This window comes from Devosia sp. A369 (assembly GCF_054489345.1).
Window position 1 is genome coordinate 130022 of the sequence record NZ_JBTMWV010000005.1, and the last position, 17364, is coordinate 147385.

At 63.1% G+C, this 17364-nt stretch carries 17 protein-coding genes; 5 read left to right on the top strand and 12 right to left on the bottom strand.

Features of this window, described 5'->3' with window-relative positions:
* Positions 1–35: 35 nt before the first annotated feature.
* The 4 genes from ACX3OZ_RS08775 (at position 36) to truB (ending at position 3155) form a co-directional block, all read left to right on the top strand.
* Positions 36–1052 (top strand): 2-hydroxyacid dehydrogenase, encoded by a 1017-nt coding sequence (locus ACX3OZ_RS08775; RefSeq protein WP_459094350.1) that lies wholly within the window; start codon positions 36–38, stop codon positions 1050–1052.
* Between the two features lie 96 nt (positions 1053–1148).
* Positions 1149–1817, top strand: coding sequence for a hypothetical protein (locus ACX3OZ_RS08780; protein ID WP_459094351.1), 669 nt, complete (start codon positions 1149–1151; stop codon positions 1815–1817).
* 31 nt (positions 1818–1848) lie between these two features.
* Positions 1849–2256, top strand: a complete 408-nt coding sequence (rbfA, locus tag ACX3OZ_RS08785) for a 30S ribosome-binding factor RbfA (RefSeq protein WP_459094352.1) — start codon at positions 1849–1851, stop codon at positions 2254–2256.
* Entirely contained in the window at positions 2253–3155 is a 903-nt protein-coding gene (truB, locus tag ACX3OZ_RS08790; protein ID WP_459094353.1) for a tRNA pseudouridine(55) synthase TruB, read from the top strand. Before rbfA ends, truB begins: the two co-directional genes overlap by 4 nt.
* 145 nt (positions 3156–3300) lie before the next feature.
* Here truB and ACX3OZ_RS08795 read toward each other — a convergent pair whose 3' ends face one another.
* The 10 genes from ACX3OZ_RS08795 to aptA form a co-directional block, all read right to left on the bottom strand.
* Positions 3301–4185, bottom strand: coding sequence for a hypothetical protein (locus ACX3OZ_RS08795; protein ID WP_459094354.1), 885 nt, complete (start codon positions 4183–4185; stop codon positions 3301–3303).
* Positions 4186–4454: 269 nt separating this feature from the next.
* Positions 4455–5447, bottom strand: coding sequence for an ABC transporter substrate-binding protein (locus tag ACX3OZ_RS08800; RefSeq protein WP_459094355.1), 993 nt, complete (start codon positions 5445–5447; stop codon positions 4455–4457).
* A 27-nt stretch (positions 5448–5474) separates the two neighbouring features.
* On the bottom strand, positions 5475–6569 hold the full coding sequence (locus ACX3OZ_RS08805) for an ABC transporter permease (RefSeq protein ID WP_459094356.1): 1095 nt from the start codon (positions 6567–6569) through the stop codon (positions 5475–5477).
* Positions 6566–7462, bottom strand: coding sequence for an ABC transporter permease (locus ACX3OZ_RS08810; protein ID WP_459104284.1), 897 nt, complete (start codon positions 7460–7462; stop codon positions 6566–6568). Before ACX3OZ_RS08810 ends, ACX3OZ_RS08805 begins: the two co-directional genes overlap by 4 nt.
* A 154-nt stretch (positions 7463–7616) precedes the next feature.
* Entirely contained in the window at positions 7617–8405 is a 789-nt protein-coding gene (locus ACX3OZ_RS08815) for an ABC transporter ATP-binding protein (protein ID WP_459104285.1), read from the bottom strand.
* 34 nt (positions 8406–8439) lie between these two features.
* Positions 8440–9894: a dihydropyrimidinase gene (hydA, locus tag ACX3OZ_RS08820; protein WP_459104286.1), complete on the bottom strand. Its 1455-nt coding sequence runs from the start codon at positions 9892–9894 to the stop codon at positions 8440–8442.
* Positions 9895–10063: 169 nt separating this feature from the next.
* The gene (locus ACX3OZ_RS08825) at positions 10064–11314 is read right to left on the bottom strand and encodes a Zn-dependent hydrolase (RefSeq protein WP_459104287.1); all 1251 of its coding nucleotides are present in this window, start codon (positions 11312–11314) and stop codon (positions 10064–10066) included.
* A 4-nt stretch (positions 11315–11318) separates the two neighbouring features.
* The gene (locus tag ACX3OZ_RS08830) at positions 11319–11924 is read right to left on the bottom strand and encodes an endonuclease domain-containing protein (protein ID WP_459104288.1); all 606 of its coding nucleotides are present in this window, start codon (positions 11922–11924) and stop codon (positions 11319–11321) included.
* A gap of 5 nt (positions 11925–11929) precedes the next feature.
* Positions 11930–13423, bottom strand: a complete 1494-nt coding sequence (locus tag ACX3OZ_RS08835; protein WP_459104289.1) for a CoA-acylating methylmalonate-semialdehyde dehydrogenase — start codon at positions 13421–13423, stop codon at positions 11930–11932.
* Positions 13423–14703: an omega-aminotransferase AptA gene (gene aptA, locus ACX3OZ_RS08840; RefSeq protein WP_459104400.1), complete on the bottom strand. Its 1281-nt coding sequence runs from the start codon at positions 14701–14703 to the stop codon at positions 13423–13425. Before aptA ends, ACX3OZ_RS08835 begins: the two co-directional genes overlap by 1 nt.
* 174 nt (positions 14704–14877) lie before the next feature.
* Here aptA and ACX3OZ_RS08845 point away from each other — a divergent pair, with 174 nt between their 5' ends.
* Positions 14878–15597, top strand: a complete 720-nt coding sequence (locus ACX3OZ_RS08845; protein ID WP_459094362.1) for a TetR family transcriptional regulator C-terminal domain-containing protein — start codon at positions 14878–14880, stop codon at positions 15595–15597.
* A gap of 4 nt (positions 15598–15601) precedes the next feature.
* On the opposite strand, the gene ACX3OZ_RS08850 is transcribed toward ACX3OZ_RS08845, so the two are convergent.
* Positions 15602–16675, bottom strand: coding sequence for a diguanylate cyclase domain-containing protein (locus tag ACX3OZ_RS08850; protein ID WP_459094363.1), 1074 nt, complete (start codon positions 16673–16675; stop codon positions 15602–15604).
* Between the two features lie 95 nt (positions 16676–16770).
* A complete protein-coding gene (locus ACX3OZ_RS08855) occupies positions 16771–17142 on the bottom strand; it encodes a DoxX family protein (protein ID WP_459104290.1) in 372 nt (123 codons plus the stop codon).
* Positions 17143–17364: the final 222 nt, after the last annotated feature.

Below are 17364 nucleotides of genomic sequence, written 5' to 3' on the forward strand. Positions count from 1 at the left end.
GGTTTTCCACAGCACGCCCCTGACCCCCGGAACTGATGGCCAGCCAGAAACCCAATGTCCTTGTGACCCGGCGCCTGCCCGAAACCATCGAGGCACGCATGGCGACGTTGTTCGAGACCCATGTCAATGAGGGCGACGTCTCGCTGACCGGTGATGACATCATTGCCGGGCTCGAAGGCAAGGATGTGCTGGTCTCCACCATCACCGACCGGATCGATGCCAGGCTGATCGCGCGGCTGCCCAAAAGCGTGCGGCTGATCGCCCAGTTCGGCAATGGCGTCGACAATATCGACATCGAAGCCGCCCGCGCCGCCGGGCTGACGGTGACCAATACGCCGAGCGTGCTGACCGAAGACACCGCCGACATGGCGATGGCGATGATGCTGGCGCTGCCGCGACGGCTGGTCGAGGGCACCCAGATGCTGGTGCGCGACCGGGTCTGGGCCGGCTGGTCGCCGACCTCGATGCTGGGACACCGGCTGCGTGGCAAGGCGCTGGGCATTGTCGGCATGGGCCGCATCGGCACGGCGGTGGCGCAGCGCGCCAAGGCCTTCGGGCTGTCGATCCATTATTTTACCCGCAATCGCCGCCCGCCAGGGGTGGAAGATCCGCTGGAAGCGCAATATTGGCCCGATCTTGACGCCATGATCGAGGCGGTGGATATCGTGTCGCTGCACACCCCGCATACCCGCGAGACCTATCATATCCTCTCGGCCGAGCGGCTGGCGCGGATGCAGCAGGGCAGTTTCGTGGTCAATGTCAGCCGGCCCGAGCTGGTCGATGAAGTGGCGCTGCTCGACGCCATCGAGTCGGGCCATCTCAGCGGCGCGGCGCTCGACGTGTTCGAGAACAAGCGCGGCATCAATCCCCGGCTGCTGGCGCTGGCCGAAGCCAACAGGATCGTGCTGACCGCGCATATGGCCTCGGCGACGCTGGAAGCCCGCATCGAGATGGGCGAGACGGTGATCGTCAATATCCGCGCCTTCATGGATGGGCATCAGCCGCCGCATCGCGTGTTGCCCGACGGGTTGCATGGGGCCAAGCTGGCCTAGACGCGGCAGCGCGCGTTTACCGCAATCGATATAATTGACTTGCCGGACGGCCGGTTTCCCTTTTAAGCCTAAGGCCGGGTGAGGAGACCCGGATCGATGGTATTTTTCCGCATGCTGCTGGCCGGCCTGGCGCTTGGCCTGATGACAACGCTGCCTGCACTGGCGCAGGTGCTGACCGAACCGCCGCTGACCGAAGCCGGCAATGGGCTGGTGCTGGCCAGCAATGGTCATGAATTCACCCTGCCACTGCCCGATTGGCTGAGCCCGGCGGAACGGCTGTCGGGCAATGTGCAGCCGCTGGTCGAGGTCAGCTTTCGCGCCGATGCCAAGCAGGCGCTGCTCGAAATCTACCCCAAGGGCGAAAGCGCCGAAGGCTGGAGCACGCTTTATGGCGCGCGCATCACGCTCGAAGCCGGGCGGCCGCTCGAGGATTATCGCAGTGCGGTGATGTATGGCTACAGCCAGACCTGCCATCCCAAGCTGAGCGGCTTTTTCCAGTTCGGCGAGGATGACGGCGAAAAGCTGGCGCCGCTGGGCTATGTCTGCGGCGCCTATCTTGACCGGCTGGAAGGCTATGCAGGGCAGGGCGAAGTGATGGTGATGGCCTTTGCCAAAACCGAAAAGGGCGTGGCCATTGTCTATCAGGAATGGCGCGGCACGCTGTTCGATCCGTCCCAGCCACGGACCTGGCCGGTGAGCACCGAGGTGCTGCAGGCCCGGGCCGAGCAGCTGCAGAGCATGGCCACCCTGCGTCTGGCCGATTGACGGCGGGGCGGGGAGGCCCTAATTCGTCCCCATGAGCAAAGATAACAAGCAAACCGGCCCCAGCCAGCGCTCGCTGCGCGTCGGCGAACTGGTGCGCCACGCACTGGCCGCGATGTTCGCCCGCGGCGAAATCGACGACGACGCGCTGCGCGGCGCGGTGATCACCGTACCCGAAGTGCGGATGTCGCCCGATCTCAAGATCGCCAACGCCTATATCATGCCGCTAGGCGGCCAGCATGCCGACGAAATCGTGGTGGCGCTGAACCGGCACCGCAAATTCGTGCGCGGCCGCGTGGCGCCGCAGCTGACCCTGAAATTCGCGCCCGAAGTGCGGTTTCATGTTGATGAGACCTTCGAAGAAGCCGGCCGCATCGACGCGCTGCTGCGCTCGGACAAGGTGCAGCGTGACCTCGACGACGAAGACGGCGAGACCGAGTGAACCAAGTCAAACGCGCCAAGCGCGCCATCTCCGGCTGGGTGGTGCTCAACAAGCCCTATGACATGACCTCGACCCAGGCGGTGGGCAAGCTGCGCTGGTTGTTCGGCGCGGCCAAGGCCGGCCATGCCGGTACGCTCGACCCGCTGGCCACCGGCATATTGCCGATTGCGCTGGGTGAGGCCACCAAGGCGGTGCCGCAGGTGCAGGATGGCACCAAAATTTACCGCTTCGCCATTCAATGGGGCAGCGCCACCACCACCGATGATACCGAGGGCGAAGTGATCGCCACCTCGGATGTGCGGCCCGACCGGGCGGCGCTGGAAGCGGTCTTGCCCAATTTCATCGGCACTATTCTGCAGCGACCGCCGATTTTCTCGGCGCTCAAGATCGATGGCGAGCGCGCCTATGATCTGGCGCGGGCCGGCGAGGTGGTGGAACTGGCGCCGCGCGAGATCGATGTCGACGCCCTCACCGTGCTCGAGCATGATGGCGAGCGCTCGGTGCTGGAAGCGCGCTGCGGCAAGGGCACCTATGTGCGCTCGCTGGCGCGCGACATTGCCGAGGCGCTGGGCACGCGAGGCCATGTCAGCATGCTGCATCGTGCCGCAGTCGGGCCGTTCACCGACGACGATGCGGTGACCATCGAGCAGCTCGAAGCCCTGACGCTGGATGAGCGCGATGCCTTGCTGAAGCCGGTCTGGGCCGGCTTTACCTACCTGCCGGAAATCCGCCTCGACGCGCAACAGGCGACCGCGGTGCGCCATGGCAATGCCGTGCTGCTGACCGGCGCCGGCGCGCCGATTTCGCTGGATGAATGCTGGGTGAGCTTTCGCGGCGAGGTGCTGGCCACCGGCTGGGTCGAATTCGGCCAGTTCAAATGCCGGCGGGTGTTTAACTAGGCCGCCCCCAAACAAAAGGCGGGGAACCCGTCCCCGCCTTGCTCTTCCTAGCGCAGGAAGAAAATGATGATGATGATCAGCCAGATCGGCACGCCGAGCAGCCAAAGTCCGATTCCACGCAGCATGTGAGTTTCCTTTCGGGGCGTTAGAAGCGGCGGAACACGCCGGTGAAGACGCGGCTATTGTCGCGGTGATCGCCACCCTTCTGGGCGGCCCAGAAGGCGCCGATGGCCGAGACCAGCAGCGACGCCGCGAGCAGGAAGGCGCCGATAATGCCCGTATTGCGGGCAGTGCGCGCAGTCGCCACAGCCTGCTGGCGCGCCGTAGCGACATCAGCGATCGCCTGATCGACGCGAACCTGGGCTTCCTCGGCGGTCAGCCCGGTATTGGCCGCAACGCTTTCGGCAAGATAGCTGCGATCCTCGGGCGACACCGTGCCATCCCCCAAAGCAGCCTGGGCGAAGATGCCGACGGCATCAGCCCGGGCCAGAGTAGAATCGCCCTGTCGCGTGCTGCGGAACATGGTGTCGACAAAATAACTGCTGGGATCGAGTGCATCGCCGGCGACATTGGACGTCGCATTGGTGAGCGTGGCCGCGGTCGAGCCCACTGCATTGGCGGCGGCACCGATGCCGCCCACGGCAATCACCGCACCCAGCACTACGGCACCGGCCCAGACCAGCAGGCCATGGGCGCCATCGCGCAGGTCGCTTTCGTCGGCATCGGCATCGAAATGGCGCCGACGCAGGCGACCCGTTAGATAACCGCCCGCCATGAAGCTGGAGACCTGTACCCAGAGGAACCAGGTGGCAGCGGCAATGCCGACAAAGATCGGGTTGGGGCCGTCGCGGAAGCCGAAATCGAGAAAACTTAGACCGATGGCCGAACCGAAACTGATCAGCACGACGCTGATGGCGGAGGCCAGAACAATGCCGGCGATGATCGCCGGCCAGTCGACATAGGACGACTGATCGCGGCGGGCGGCGGCGGCTTCAACGACGGTGACGCTGGTAGGCGCTTCAATGGTCATGACGGCAGCTCCTGCTGTTGCGTGAAGGTTTCGCTCCGGGAGCCGGCTAGTTCAGCCCGATGAACGACAGGATAGCCATGACGATGACCACGAGGCCGACGAGGTAGATGATGGAGTTCATGGGGAAGTGCCCTGTTGGTGAGACGCAGTGTCCAATCAACCAAGCGCGCTCAAAATCGTTCCCTCTACCGGCCAGATTTAGGCCAAAGGGTGGCCAACAAAAAAGGCGGGGATTGCTCCCCGCCTTTCGCAATATCGCTGTGGATCGCTTACAGCCCGTCGGTGACGACATGGCTGAAGGCGCCAACCGGCTCCTTGGTGATGGCCGGGTTTTCCGGCGACACGGCGGAGAGCAGCGTGGCTACGGTCTGGTTGTAGTCGTCTTCGTTGAGCGCGCCGGTGGAACCGTCGGTCAGCTTGTTGATCTCGTTGACCTGGTAGAGCTGGTCTTCGACGGTCATCGAGCCGGTCATGTCGTTATCGACCACGATCTGCGCGGCTTCCTCGGGGTTGGCGCGGGCATATTCCCAGCCCTTCATCGAGGCGCGGACGAACTTGGTCATCTTGGCGACAAAGGCCGGGTCGGCCAGCTTGTCTTCCATGACATAGAGGCCGTCTTCGAGCATGCCGACGCCTTCGTCACGGTAGTTGAACACCGTCAGCTCTTCCGGGGTGATGCCGGCCGACAGCACCTGACCATATTCGTTGTAGGTCATGGTGGAGATACAGGCAGCCTGCTTCTGGATCAGCGGATCGACGTTGAACGCCTGCTTCAGCACTTCGACGCCATCGGCGCCGCCATCGGTGGGCAGGCCGAGCTTGGCCATCCAGGCGTAGAACGGATATTCATTACCGAAGAACCAGACGCCCAGCGTCTTGCCCTTGAAATCGGCGGTGGTTTCGACGCCCATTTCCTTGAGGCAGGTAAGCAGCAGGCCCGAGGACTTGAACGGCTGGGCGATATTGACCAGCGGCACGCCGCGTTCGCGGGCGGCCAGGGCCGGGGCCATCCAGGTGGTGATGACGTCGGCGCCGCCGCCGGCGATCACCTGTTCGGGGGCAATGTCGGGGCCGCCCGGCTTGATTTCGACCTCGAGGCCTTCATCGGTATAAAAGCCCTTGGCTGCGGCGACGAAATAGCCGGCGAACTGGCCCTGCGTCACCCATTTGAGCTGCAGCGTCACGCTGTCCTGAGCCCAGACTCCCCCCACAGCTGCCATCGTCATTGCGCCTGCGAGGGCGCCGATCAGAAGTTTCTTCATTGCCGTTTTCCCTGAGTTTGGCATTGCCTATGCACCACGCACAGACGGATGCCAGAAGGTGACGCCCCGTTCGATCAGAACGATCACCCCGTAAAAGACCGAACCCGCGACGGCCGCCACCGCGATTTCGGCCCATACCATGTCGACGTTCATCCGGCCGACTTCGGTAGAGATGCGGAAGCCCATCCCGACAATGGGCGTCCCGAAGAATTCCGCTACGATTGCGCCGATCAAGGCCAAAGTCGAGTTGATCTTGAGGGCGTTGAATATGAAGGGGCCCGCAGCGGGAAGGCGCAACTTCATAAGGGTTTGCCAGTAACCGGCAGCATAGGTGCGCATCAGGTCGCGCTCGATGGCGGAGGATGCGTTGAGGCCCGCCACGGTGTTCACCAGCATGGGGAAGAAGGTCATGATGATGACCACCGCGGCCTTGGAGGGCCAGTCGAAACCGAACCACATCACCATGATCGGCGCGACGCCGACAATGGGCAGCGCCGAGACGAAATTGCCCAGCGGGAGGAGGCCCGATTTGAGGAAGGGCGAGCGGTCGATCAGCACCGCCACCACAAAGCCCAGCCCGCAACCCAGCACATAACCGATCAGCACCGCCTTCAAAAAGGTCTGCTGGAAATCGGCCCACAGCGTGGGAATGGACGCCGCGATGCGCGCCCCAATCATCGAGGGCGGCGGCAGGATCACTTGCGGCACATTGCCGGCGCGGGTGGCGACTTCCCAGATCACCAATATGGACAGGCCAAAGGTGATGGGGATGAGCAGGCCCAGCCCGGCATTGTCGGCCAGCCCCGGGGCCAGCACCCGGCTTAGCCGCTCGACAAACAGCCAGGCAAACAGCCAGGCGACGATCAGCGCCATCCAGAAGAAGGGCGGCGCCGGGATGAAGACGCCAATGGCGGTCAGCACCGCCACCGCGCCGAGCACGGTAAAGGCCCCATCGGCCCAGAGGCCCAGTGGCACGACGAAGCGGATCAGCGACAAAGTACCGAGCGCCAGAAATGCCTTGAGCAGCAGGCCCTGTTCCAACGGGGTGATCAGGCTGAAGACGAGCGCCGCAGCGCTGAGGCCACCGGCGACGATGGCGAGATAATGCTGGAGCTGGCTCATGCCGGGCGCCCCCCCATGCGACGATTGACCAGTTTTTCCACCACGCCCACGGCGATGACCAGCAGCGCAGCGAGGATGGAGGCGGCAAACAAAGCGGCCCAGATCTGGATAGTCTGGCTGTAATAGGAGCCGGCCAGCAGCTTGGCGCCGAGCCCGGCGACGGCGCCGGTGGGCAATTCGCCGACAATGGCGCCGACGAGGCTCGCCGCGACGCCGACCTTGAGCGACGCAAACAGATACGGCATGGCGGCGGGCCAGCGCAGTTTCCAGAAGGTCTGGTTGGCCGAGGCGCTATAGGTATGCATCAGATCGAGCTGGATCGCCTCGGGGCCGCGCAGCCCCTTGACCATGCCGACGGCGACCGGGAAGAAGCTGAGATAGGCCGAAATGATGGCCTTGCTCATCAATCGCGCCGGATCGGTGGGGATGCCCAGCGTGCCGGTGAAAATATTGAAGCCGATGACCACGATCAGTGGCGCCAGCGCCAGGATCGGAATGGTCTGGCTGGCGACGATCCACGGCATCAGCGAGCGGTTCATCGCCTCGTTGTGGACGATGAGCACGGCCAGCCCGATGCCCAATAGCGAGCCGAGCACGAAACCGAGCCCGGTGGCCGAGAAGGTCACCCAGGCGTGAAAGATCAGGCTGCGCGGCTTGTTGGGCGCGACCAGAGCCGTGGCATTCCACAATTCGCCAAACACCTGATGGGCGGTCGGCAGCACCGGCTTGTCCTGGTTCCAGGTGTCGACGATGAACTGGGTGGTCGTGACATTCTCGACCTTGGCGCGGCGATAGACGTCATTCTGCCACTGCGCATTCATGCCGATAGCAGCGGCATACCACACCGCGACGATGGCGAGCAGGACGAGAAGGATGGGGAGGGTGCGGGTCATGATGGTTCACCGTGCCCAGCCGTCACCCCCTCCCGGCCTCCCCCATCAAGGGGGAGGTGTCTGGCGGGTGGGTGAGGCACAATGGCGCCACAACCACTGCGGGGTACCTCCCCCTTGATGGGGGAGGCTAGGAGGGGGTGATGCGATGTCATCATCACACATGATCCCCATCATAAGAGTGCCCGGCCCGCAGCCCATCGCGCACCCGGGCGGCAATCGCCAGAAACTCCGGGCTTTCGCGGATATCGAGCGGCCGCTCGCGCGGCAGGTCGCTGTCGATGATGTCGGTGACCCGACCCGGGCGGGGCGACATCACCACGATCTTGGTCGACAGATACACCGCCTCGGGAATCGAGTGGGTGACAAAGCAGATGGTTTTCTGCGTCGCGGCCCACAGCTTGAGCAGTTCGGAGTTGAGGTGGTCGCGCACGATTTCGTCGAGCGCGCCGAACGGCTCGTCCATCAGCAGCAGATCGGCGTCAAACGCCAAGGCACGGGCGATGGAAGCGCGCTGCTGCATGCCGCCGGACAGCTGCCAGGGGTATTTCTTCTCAAAGCCGCTGAGATTGACCAGCTCCATGGTGCGCTGGATGCGCGCGGCCTGATCGGCCGCCGAATAGCCCATGATTTCGAGCGGCAGCGCCACGTTTTTTTCGATGGTGCGCCATGGATACAGCGCCGGCGCCTGGAACACATAGCCATAGGCTCGGCTCTGCCGCGCCTGTTCGGGCGACAGACCATTAATGGTCAGGCGGCCCGAAGTGGGCTGTTCCAGATCGGCAATGGTGCGCAGAAACGTGGTCTTGCCACAGCCCGACGGCCCGATGAAGGAAACGAACTCACCCTTTTCGATGGTGAGATTGACGTCGCTGAGCGCAACGACGTCGCCATCATTGGTCTTGAAGGTGAGGCCAAGATTGGCGGCGGAAACGACAGCCGTCATGTGAAAATCCATACGCTAGAAACGACCAAGCCCATCATACCCCCGAAGCCGGAATGCCCGACCGTTCCACCTTGCGGGGGGAAACGATGTCTTTCCACTGGCTGAGGGCGCGGTTCACGGGATTCTTTGCTTGCCGCGCCACGAATTTGCCGTGGCCGGGCTCGGTCTTGACCTCGTTTTCGACAATGGACACCTTGCCGCGGCTGAGCACATAGCGCGGCAGGCCGGTAACCTCGAAACCCTCGAACACATTATAGTCGATGACCGACTGCTGCCCCTGGGCCGAAATGGTCTTCTTGCGCTTGGGGTCCCACACCACGAGATCCGCATCGGCGCCCACCATCACCGCACCCTTTTTCGGGTAGCAGTTGAGGATCTTGGCGATGTTGGTCGAGGTGACGGCGACGAATTCATTCATCGTCAGCCGGCCGGTATTGACCCCGGCCGTCCACAGCACCGGCAGGCGGTCTTCGAGCCCGCCCGTGCCATTGGGGATCTTGGAGAAATTGCCGAGACCAGTGCGTTTCTGCTCGGTGGTGAAGGCGCAGTGATCGGTGGCGACGCAGGAGAGCGAGCCCGACTGCAAGCCGGCCCATAGCGAATCCTGATGCGCCTTGTTGCGGAATGGCGGCGACATCACGCGGCGGGCGGCGTGGTCCCAATCGGGGTTGAAATATTCGCTTTCATCCAGCGTCAGATGCTGGATCAGCGGCTCGCCATAAACCCGCATGCCCTTCTGGCGGGCCCGGCGAATGGCTTCGTGGCTCTGTTCGCAGGACACATGCACCACATAAAGCGGCACCCCGGCCATATCGGCCAGCATGATGGCGCGGTTGGTGGCTTCGCCCTCGACTTCCGGCGGGCGCGAATAGGCGTGGCCCTCGGGACCGTTATTGCCTTCGGCCAGCAGTTTGGCCGTCATCGCCGCGACCACGTCGCCATTTTCGGCATGCACCAGCGGCAGCGCGCCCAGCTCGGCGCAGCGCTGGAACGATGAGAACATCTCGTCGTCATTGACCATCAGGCTGCCCTTATAGGCCATGAAATGCTTGAAGCTGGTGATGCCGCGGTCAACCACTTCGGCCATTTCGCGCCACACCTGCTCGTCCCACCAGGTGATCGCCATGTGGAAGGAATAATCGGTCGAGGCCAGCGAGGTTTTGTTGTCCCACATCTGCAGCGCTTCGAGCAGGCTCTGATTGGGATTGGGCAGGCAGAAATCCACCACCATGGTGGTGCCGCCGGCCAAAGCCGCGCGGGTGCCGCTTTCGAAATTGTCGGCGGAATAAGTGCCCATGAAGGGCATCTCCAGATGCGTGTGTGGGTCAATACCCCCGGGCATGATGTAGCAGCCGGTGGCGTCGAGCACATTGTCGCCGCTCAGATTTGGCCCGATTTCGACAATCACCTCGCCGTCGATCTTCACATCGGCCTGATAGCTCAGGTCGGCGGTGACCACGGTGCCGTTCTTGATGACGGTGCTGCCCATTTTTTGCTCACTCCCTTATTCTTAAAATATCTGTAGGCCCGGTTTGCGGGGGCTTGGGGCTGGCGGCTTGCTTATGCGTTGCAAGTTCGATGCCAGTTATCCTGCCCTGCCGCGCGATGGCCGCCCCTCCTTGGGCGCGCCATCACCGGGGTGCCCGGTCAGAGCCGGGTCATTGCACGATCTCCGCCGTTTCCAGCACGGTATGGAACAGCACATCGGCGCCCGCCGAGGCCCATTCGCGCGAAATATCTTCCGCCTCGTTGTGGCTGAGACCCCCAACGCAGGGGCACATGATCATGGTGGCTGGCGCCACTTTCGCTGCCCAGCAGGCATCGTGACCAGCGCCCGAAATAATATCCATATGGCTGTAGCCGAGCCTTTCCGCCGCAGCGCGCACGCGGGCCACCAGCGCCGGATCAAAACTCACCGGATCAAAATGCCCGACCGCCTCCATGGCGTAGCCGACACCGAGCTCGGCGCAGATCGCCTGGGCCTTGGCCTCGATCTGGCTGCGCATGGAATTGAGCTTGGCCAGTTCGGGCGAACGAATGTCCACCGTGAACACCACCGTGCCCGGCAGCACATTGCGCGAGTTTGGTGCAAATTTCATCTGGCCGACGCCGCCGACGGCACCGGGCTGATGCGCCATCGCCACGGCCTGCACCATCTCCAATATCCGCGCCATCGCCAGCCCGGCATTGACCCGCATGTTCATCGGCGTCGAGCCGGTATGGGCTTCCTTGCCGGTCAGGGTAAATTCGAGCCACCACAGGCCCTGGCCATGGGTGACGACGCCGATCTGCTTGTTTTCGGCTTCGAGGATTGGCCCCTGTTCGATGTGGTATTCGATATAGGCGTGCATTTTCCGCGCGCCGACGTCTTCCTCGCCGCGCCAGCCGATGCGGGCCAACTCCCCGCCATAGGTTTTCCCGTCCTGATCCAGGCGGGCATAGGCGTAATCCTGTGTGTGAACCCCGGCAAACACCCCCGAGGCCAGCATGGCCGGGGCGAAGCGTGCGCCCTCTTCATTGGCCCAGTTGGTGACGACGATGGGGTGCTTGGTCTTGATATTGAGGTCATTGAGCGAGCGCACCACTTCGAGCGCCGCCAATACGCCCAGCACGCCATCATATTTGCCGCCGGTCGGCTGGGTATCGAGATGGCTGCCGACATAGACCGGCAGCGCATCGGGATCGGTGCCTGGGCGGGTCATGAACATGGTGCCCATCTGATCGACGCCCATGGATAGCCCGGCGTCATCGCACCAGCGCTTGAACAAATGCCGGCCTTCGCCATCCGCATCGGTCAGCGTCTGGCGGTTATTGCCGCCGGCAATGCCGGGGCCGATCTGGGCCATTTCCATCAGGCTGTCCCAGAGCCGATCACCATTGATACGCAGATTTTCACCGGGAGCGGACATGGGCTTACTCTTTGATAGGATCGGCGTTCAGCCGATAACTGCGTTTATGTGTCGATGCGGCGCTTGCGCCGCTCTTCCCTCGCCCCTGAGGGGAGAGGGTGGCCGGAGCGAAGCGAAGGTCGGGTGAGGGGTTCAGCGCAAGAGTGGACAGCAGCGCGCGCCACACAGCATCCGCGCTATCGATAACCTCGTTGTTCCAGAAGCGGAGAACCGAATAGCCCTCGGCGTTGAGGAACACTGTCCGCTGTTCGTCAGACGCGGATTCAGCGTGCTGGCCGCCATCAAGCTCGATGATCAGCGCGGCTTTGCGGCAGACGAAGTCGGCAATATAGGGGCCAGTGACCAATTGCCTGACGAATTTGTGGCCATTGAGCTGGCGCCCCCGAAGCATGGCCCAAAGCCTCATTTCGGCATCGGTGCTATTTTGGCGCAATAAGCGTGCCCGCGAGACTGAACCCCTCACCCGCCGCTGCGCGGCGACCTCTCCCCTCAGGGGAGAGGTGGTTTGTGCGGCACCACCAATTCCTTCACCAGCACCACCAATGCCCCCTTTCCCCTCAGGAATGAGGGGAAAGCCCAAAGGTGAGATGCTGGATAGAATCTGGTGCATCTCTTCTACTTCACACTCGGGAAGCTGAATTCGGCGCCGCCCTTGATGCCGGCGGGCCAGCGGGTGGTGACGGTTTTGAGCCGGGTGTAGAAATGCACGCCTTCGGGGCCGTAGATGGAGTGGTCGCCGAACAGCGAGCGTTTCCAGCCGCCGAAGGAGTGGTAGGCCACCGGCACCGGGATCGGGACGTTGATGCCGACCATGCCGACTTCGATCTTGTCGGCGAATTCTCGGGCGGCGTCGCCGTCGCGGGTGAAGATGGCCGTGCCGTTGGCATATTCGTGGCCGTTGATCAGATTGACCGCCTCGTCATAGTCGTTGGCGCGCACCACCGACAGCACCGGCCCGAAGATTTCTTCCTTGTAGATGGTCATGTCGGGCGTGACGTTGTCGAACAAAGTGCCGCCGACATAATAGCCGTTTTCATAGCCCTGCAGCTTGAAGCCACGGCCATCGACCACCAGGCTTGCGCCCTGTTCGACGCCGGAATCGATGTAGCCGAGGATCTTGTCGCGATGCATCGCGGTGACCACCGGACCCATTTCGGCGTCCTTGTCGGTGGCGGGGCCGATCTTGAGGCTTTCAACGCGCGGCTTGAGCTTGGCCACCAGCGCATCGGCGGTTGCCTTGCCCACTGGCACAGCGACCGAAATGGCCATGCAGCGTTCGCCGGACGAGCCGTAGCCGGCGCCCATCAGCGCGTCGGCAACCTGATCGAGATCGGCGTCGGGCAGGATCACCATATGGTTCTTGGCGCCGCCCAAAGCCTGGACGCGCTTACCGGCCTTGGTGCCGCGCTGATAGACATATTCGGCAATCGGGGTCGAGCCGACAAAGCTCACCGCCTTGATGTCGGGATGGTCGAGAATGCCGTCGACCATTTCCTTGTCGCCATGGATGACGTTGAGAATGCCCTCGGGCAGGCCCGCTTCCATGAACAGGTTCCAGGCCAGCATCGAGGCGGACGGATCGCGCTCGGAGGGCTTGAGGATGAAGGCGTTGCCGCAGGCGATGGCTGCCGGATACATCCACATCGGCACCATCGCCGGGAAGTTGAACGGGGTGATGCCGGCGACGACGCCAAGCGGCTGGCGGTCCGAATAGGTGTCGATGGACGGGCCGACATTGCGCGAAAATTCGCCCTTGAGCAGTTGGGGAATGCCGCAGGCGAAATCAACGCAGTCGATGCCGCGCGCCACTTCGCCCAGCGCGTCGTCATGCACCTTGCCATGTTCGCGCGAAATCTCGCGTGCCATCTCGTCGGCATGCTGATCGAGCAGCGCCTTGAACTTGAACATGACGCGGGCGCGCTTCATCGGCGGGGTATTGCCCCACGCCACCTGCGCCTGCTTGGCCGAGGCCACCGCGTCGTTGAGTTCGCTCATGGTCGAGAGCGGCAATTCGGCCGAGACTTCGCCGGTGGCCGGGTTGAACACCGGCACCCGGCGGCCGGTCGAGACATAGCGTTTTCCGGCAACGGCGTTTTCAATGACAGACATTATTCGATACTCCGCAGGACATGGCGCACAGCGTCGATCAGCTCGCCGATCTGGGCTTCGGAGATGATCAGCGGCGGGCTCAGGGCGATGATGTCGCCGGTGGTCCGGATCAAATAGCCATCCTCAAAGCATTTGAGGAAAGCCGAGAAGGCGCGCTTGGTCGGGGCGCCGGCAATGGGTTCGAGCTCGATGGCGCCGACCAGACCGATATTGCGGATGTCGATGACATGCGGCTCGCCCTTGAGCGAATGCAGCGCGTCCTGCCACACCGGCGCCAGGGCAGCGCCGCGGCTCAGCAGGCCCTCTTCCTTGTAGGTTTCGAGCGTGGCCAGGCCCGCCGCCGAAGCGATCGGGTTCCCCGAATAGGTGTAGCCATGCATGAACTCGATGACATGCTCGGGGCCATTCATGAAGGCGTCGTGGATTTTCGAGCTGACCAGCACCGCGCCCATCGGGATCACGCCATTGGTCAGGCCCTTGGCGGTGACCATGATGTCGGGGGTAACGCCAAAATAATCGGCGCCGAACGGCGTCCCCAGTCGGCCGAAGCCGGTGATGACCTCGTCGAAAATCAGCAGGATGCCGTGTTTTTTGGTGATGTCGCGCAGCCGCTGCAGATAGCCCTTGGGCGGCAGCAGCACGCCGGTCGAACCGGCCACCGGCTCGACGATGACGGCAGCGATGGTGGAGGCATCATGCAGGGTGACGATGCGTTCCAGCTCGTCCGCCAGATCGCCGCCATGCTCGGGCACGCCCTTGGTGAAGGCGTTCTTGGCGAGGTTATGCGTATGCGGCATGTGGTCGACGCCCGTAAGAAGCGTGCCGAACATCTTGCGGTTGCCGACAATGCCGCCCACCGAAATGCCGCCGAAATTGACGCCGTGATAGCCGCGTTCGCGGCCAATCAACCGGCTGCGGGCGCCGTCGCCCTTCACCCGATGATAGGCCAGCGCCACCTTGAGCGCGGTGTCGACCGATTCGGAGCCCGAATTGGTGAACAGCACATGGTCGAGCCCCGCCGGCGCAATATCGACGATGCGGTTGGCCAGTTCGAACGCCTTGGGGTGGCCCATCTGGAACGCCGGGGCGTAATCCAGTTCGGCCGCCTGCTTGGCGATGGCCTCGACAATTTTGGGGCGGGCGTGGCCGGCATTGACACACCACAGACCTGCCGTACCATCGAGCACCTGCCGACCATCGCTGGTCGTGTAGTGCATATCCTTGGCCGCCACGAGCATCCGTGGCGCTTTTTTGAACTGCCGGTTGGCCGTGAAGGGCATCCAGAAAGCGCTCAGATCGTTCGGCACCACGGCATTTGAATTGGACACGTCACCCTCACTCCCATCGTTTGTGCACTGCTTGGTGCATTTGGCTCTTGACGCCGGACCGTTAAGACCAGAATTTTGACCAGTTGGAAAAATGTTAGCACTCCCAAACTTTCTAGCAAGGCGAAAATGCCGCCGAACAAAGTGAAAAGTGCCGAGCCGACCATTACCACCCCGCGCCAGCACAAAGCTGACGCCAGGGCGGCAACGCATCCCCATGCCAAGCCCCGGCCGCTGACCCGCATCCAGCGCGAGAAGCAAGACGTGATCCTCGAGGCGGCGCTGGAGGTGTTTTCCGTGCATGGCTTTCGCGGCGCCACCATCGACCAGATCGCCGAGGTGGCGGGGATGAGCAAACCGAACCTGCTGTATTATTTCCCGCGCAAGGAAGAGATTCACCGTCGGCTGATTTCCGAGCTGCTGGTCAACTGGCTGGCGCCCTTGCGCGAAATGGATGCCGAGGGCGATCCGTTTCCCGAAATCCGCTCCTATATCCGCCGCAAGCTGGAGATGGCGCGCGACTTTCCCCGCGAAAGCCGGCTGTTTGCCAATGAAATGCTGCAGGGCGCGCCGCGCATCATCGAGATGATCGAGATCGACCTGAAAGACCTGGTCGATGAAAAAGCCGCCGTGCTGCAAGGCTGGATGGAGCAGGGCCGTATTGCCCGCACCGACCCCTATCATCTGATCTTTTCAATCTGGGCGACGACCCAGCATTATGCCGATTTCGACGTGCAGGTGCGCGCCGTGCTGGGGCCGGATCGCAATGGCGAGGGGCGCTTTGATGACGCTGCCCGCTATCTCGAGCATCTGTTCCTGCACGGGCTGACGCCCCGGCCGGTGAAATGAACCGCTAGGCCGGCCGCCGCAGCAGAGGCTTGGGCGCGGCGATATCCACCGGGTCACCGGCAAAGCAAAAGCCGCTGCCCCGCTTGGCTTTGGCGCGATAGAGCGCTGCGTCGGCCTGCGCCACCAGATCTAGCGCGCCCCGATGCGGCGCCGTCGACGCAACGATGCCCAGACTCATGCCGACCCAGATGGCGCGGCCAACCAGCTGCACCGGCGCTTCGATGGCGGCAATGCAGTCGCGCGCCAGTTGCTCCAGCGCCGCGCGCTCGGTACGGCTGGCGCTGAGCAGCACGAATTCATCGCCACCGAGCCGGGCCAGCAGATCGCCCGGGCCCAGCAGGGCCGACAGCCGCGCCCCGACAATGCGCAGCACATCGTCGCCGGCGGCATGGCCGAAGGCGTCATTGATGGCCTTGAAGCGGTCGAGGTCGAACAGCAGCACGGCAAAGGGCGCGTCGCCGGCCGCACACTCGGTCAGCGACGTCTCGAAGGCTAGCCGATTGGCCAGCCCGGTCACCACATCGCTGCGCGACTGGCGATGCGCCAGCCGACGCTGGCGCTCGATATCGGTCACCAGATGGCGTAGCCGGATCAGCAGCCCCAGCATCAGCAGCACCATGCCGGCAATGATCGGGATGCGGATTGGCGCGAATTTACGCAGCAGGGTGTTGCCGGTGGCGCTGCGGGTCCAGGTGAGCAGGTTTCCCGAAGCGCCTTCGCCTTCCATCAGCGGAATCTGCCGCTCCGATGGGTCGGTGCTGACTTCGGTGGATAGATGGGCATTGCGCAGCCCGGCGATCCGGCCCAGCAGCGCCACGCTGTCAGCGGTCAACGGCCCCATCTCCTCGGAGATGATGTCGATGGCATTGGCGGCGCGCTGTCGTTCGGCGTCCAGATTGGCCTGATCGATGCTGTACATGGCCTGCAAAGCGGTGCCGGTCAGCAGAATCGAGGACACGACCAGGACGCCGACGCACAGCAGCACCAGCCGACCTATGCGCTTGATTCCATTATGTTCGTCCGACATCGCCCCCCTGTCAGGCGGCATGGCGGAACGATCCGTCGATTGAAACAACATTGCCTGCGTCCTAAGCGCGGCAAGTCTGCCCCGGAAGTTCTTGGAAAAGTGTTATCGCGCCGCCACAATTGCCGACAGATGCCACACTTATTCGCTTACAAATTGTCGGCAATCACCAGCAGCAGCCCGCCCACCAGGGTGATGTTGACCAGCACCAGATAGAGATGGGGGTCACGTTCCTTGCCCTTGAACATGAACAGATTGTGGTAGCCGGCGGTGGCCAGCACCAGGAAGGCGATCAGCACCAGCGCCCCGAACACCGGATAAAACCCCAGCAGCAGCGATAGCCCGCCGATCCACTGCATGGCGAAACCGCCCGCCACCAGCGCCGGCGGCATGGCCCAGCCATAATTGGTGGGCGAGGGAATGCGCTCCTTGAAATGGATGGTGTTGCGGAAGGCGGCAATGATGAAGAACAGGCCGAAGACAAGGCGTCCAACCAGCATCAGCGTGGCGGCGATGGTCATGATTCTCTCTCCCAAGACCGCTCTTGCGTAGCGGATCGACCCCGGCGGTTGAAGCCGGAATCGCCGCACAATCCTGCCATAATTGGCTCAAACCGCGCCGATTGGGCCGGGAAGGGCGGTGGAAAACTGTTTCGGCCGGTCGATTTCGGGCAATTGAGCGGGAACCGTGACATCATGGCCACAGCGCGCAAGCTGAATCCGCGAGTCCGGGATTTGGACCGT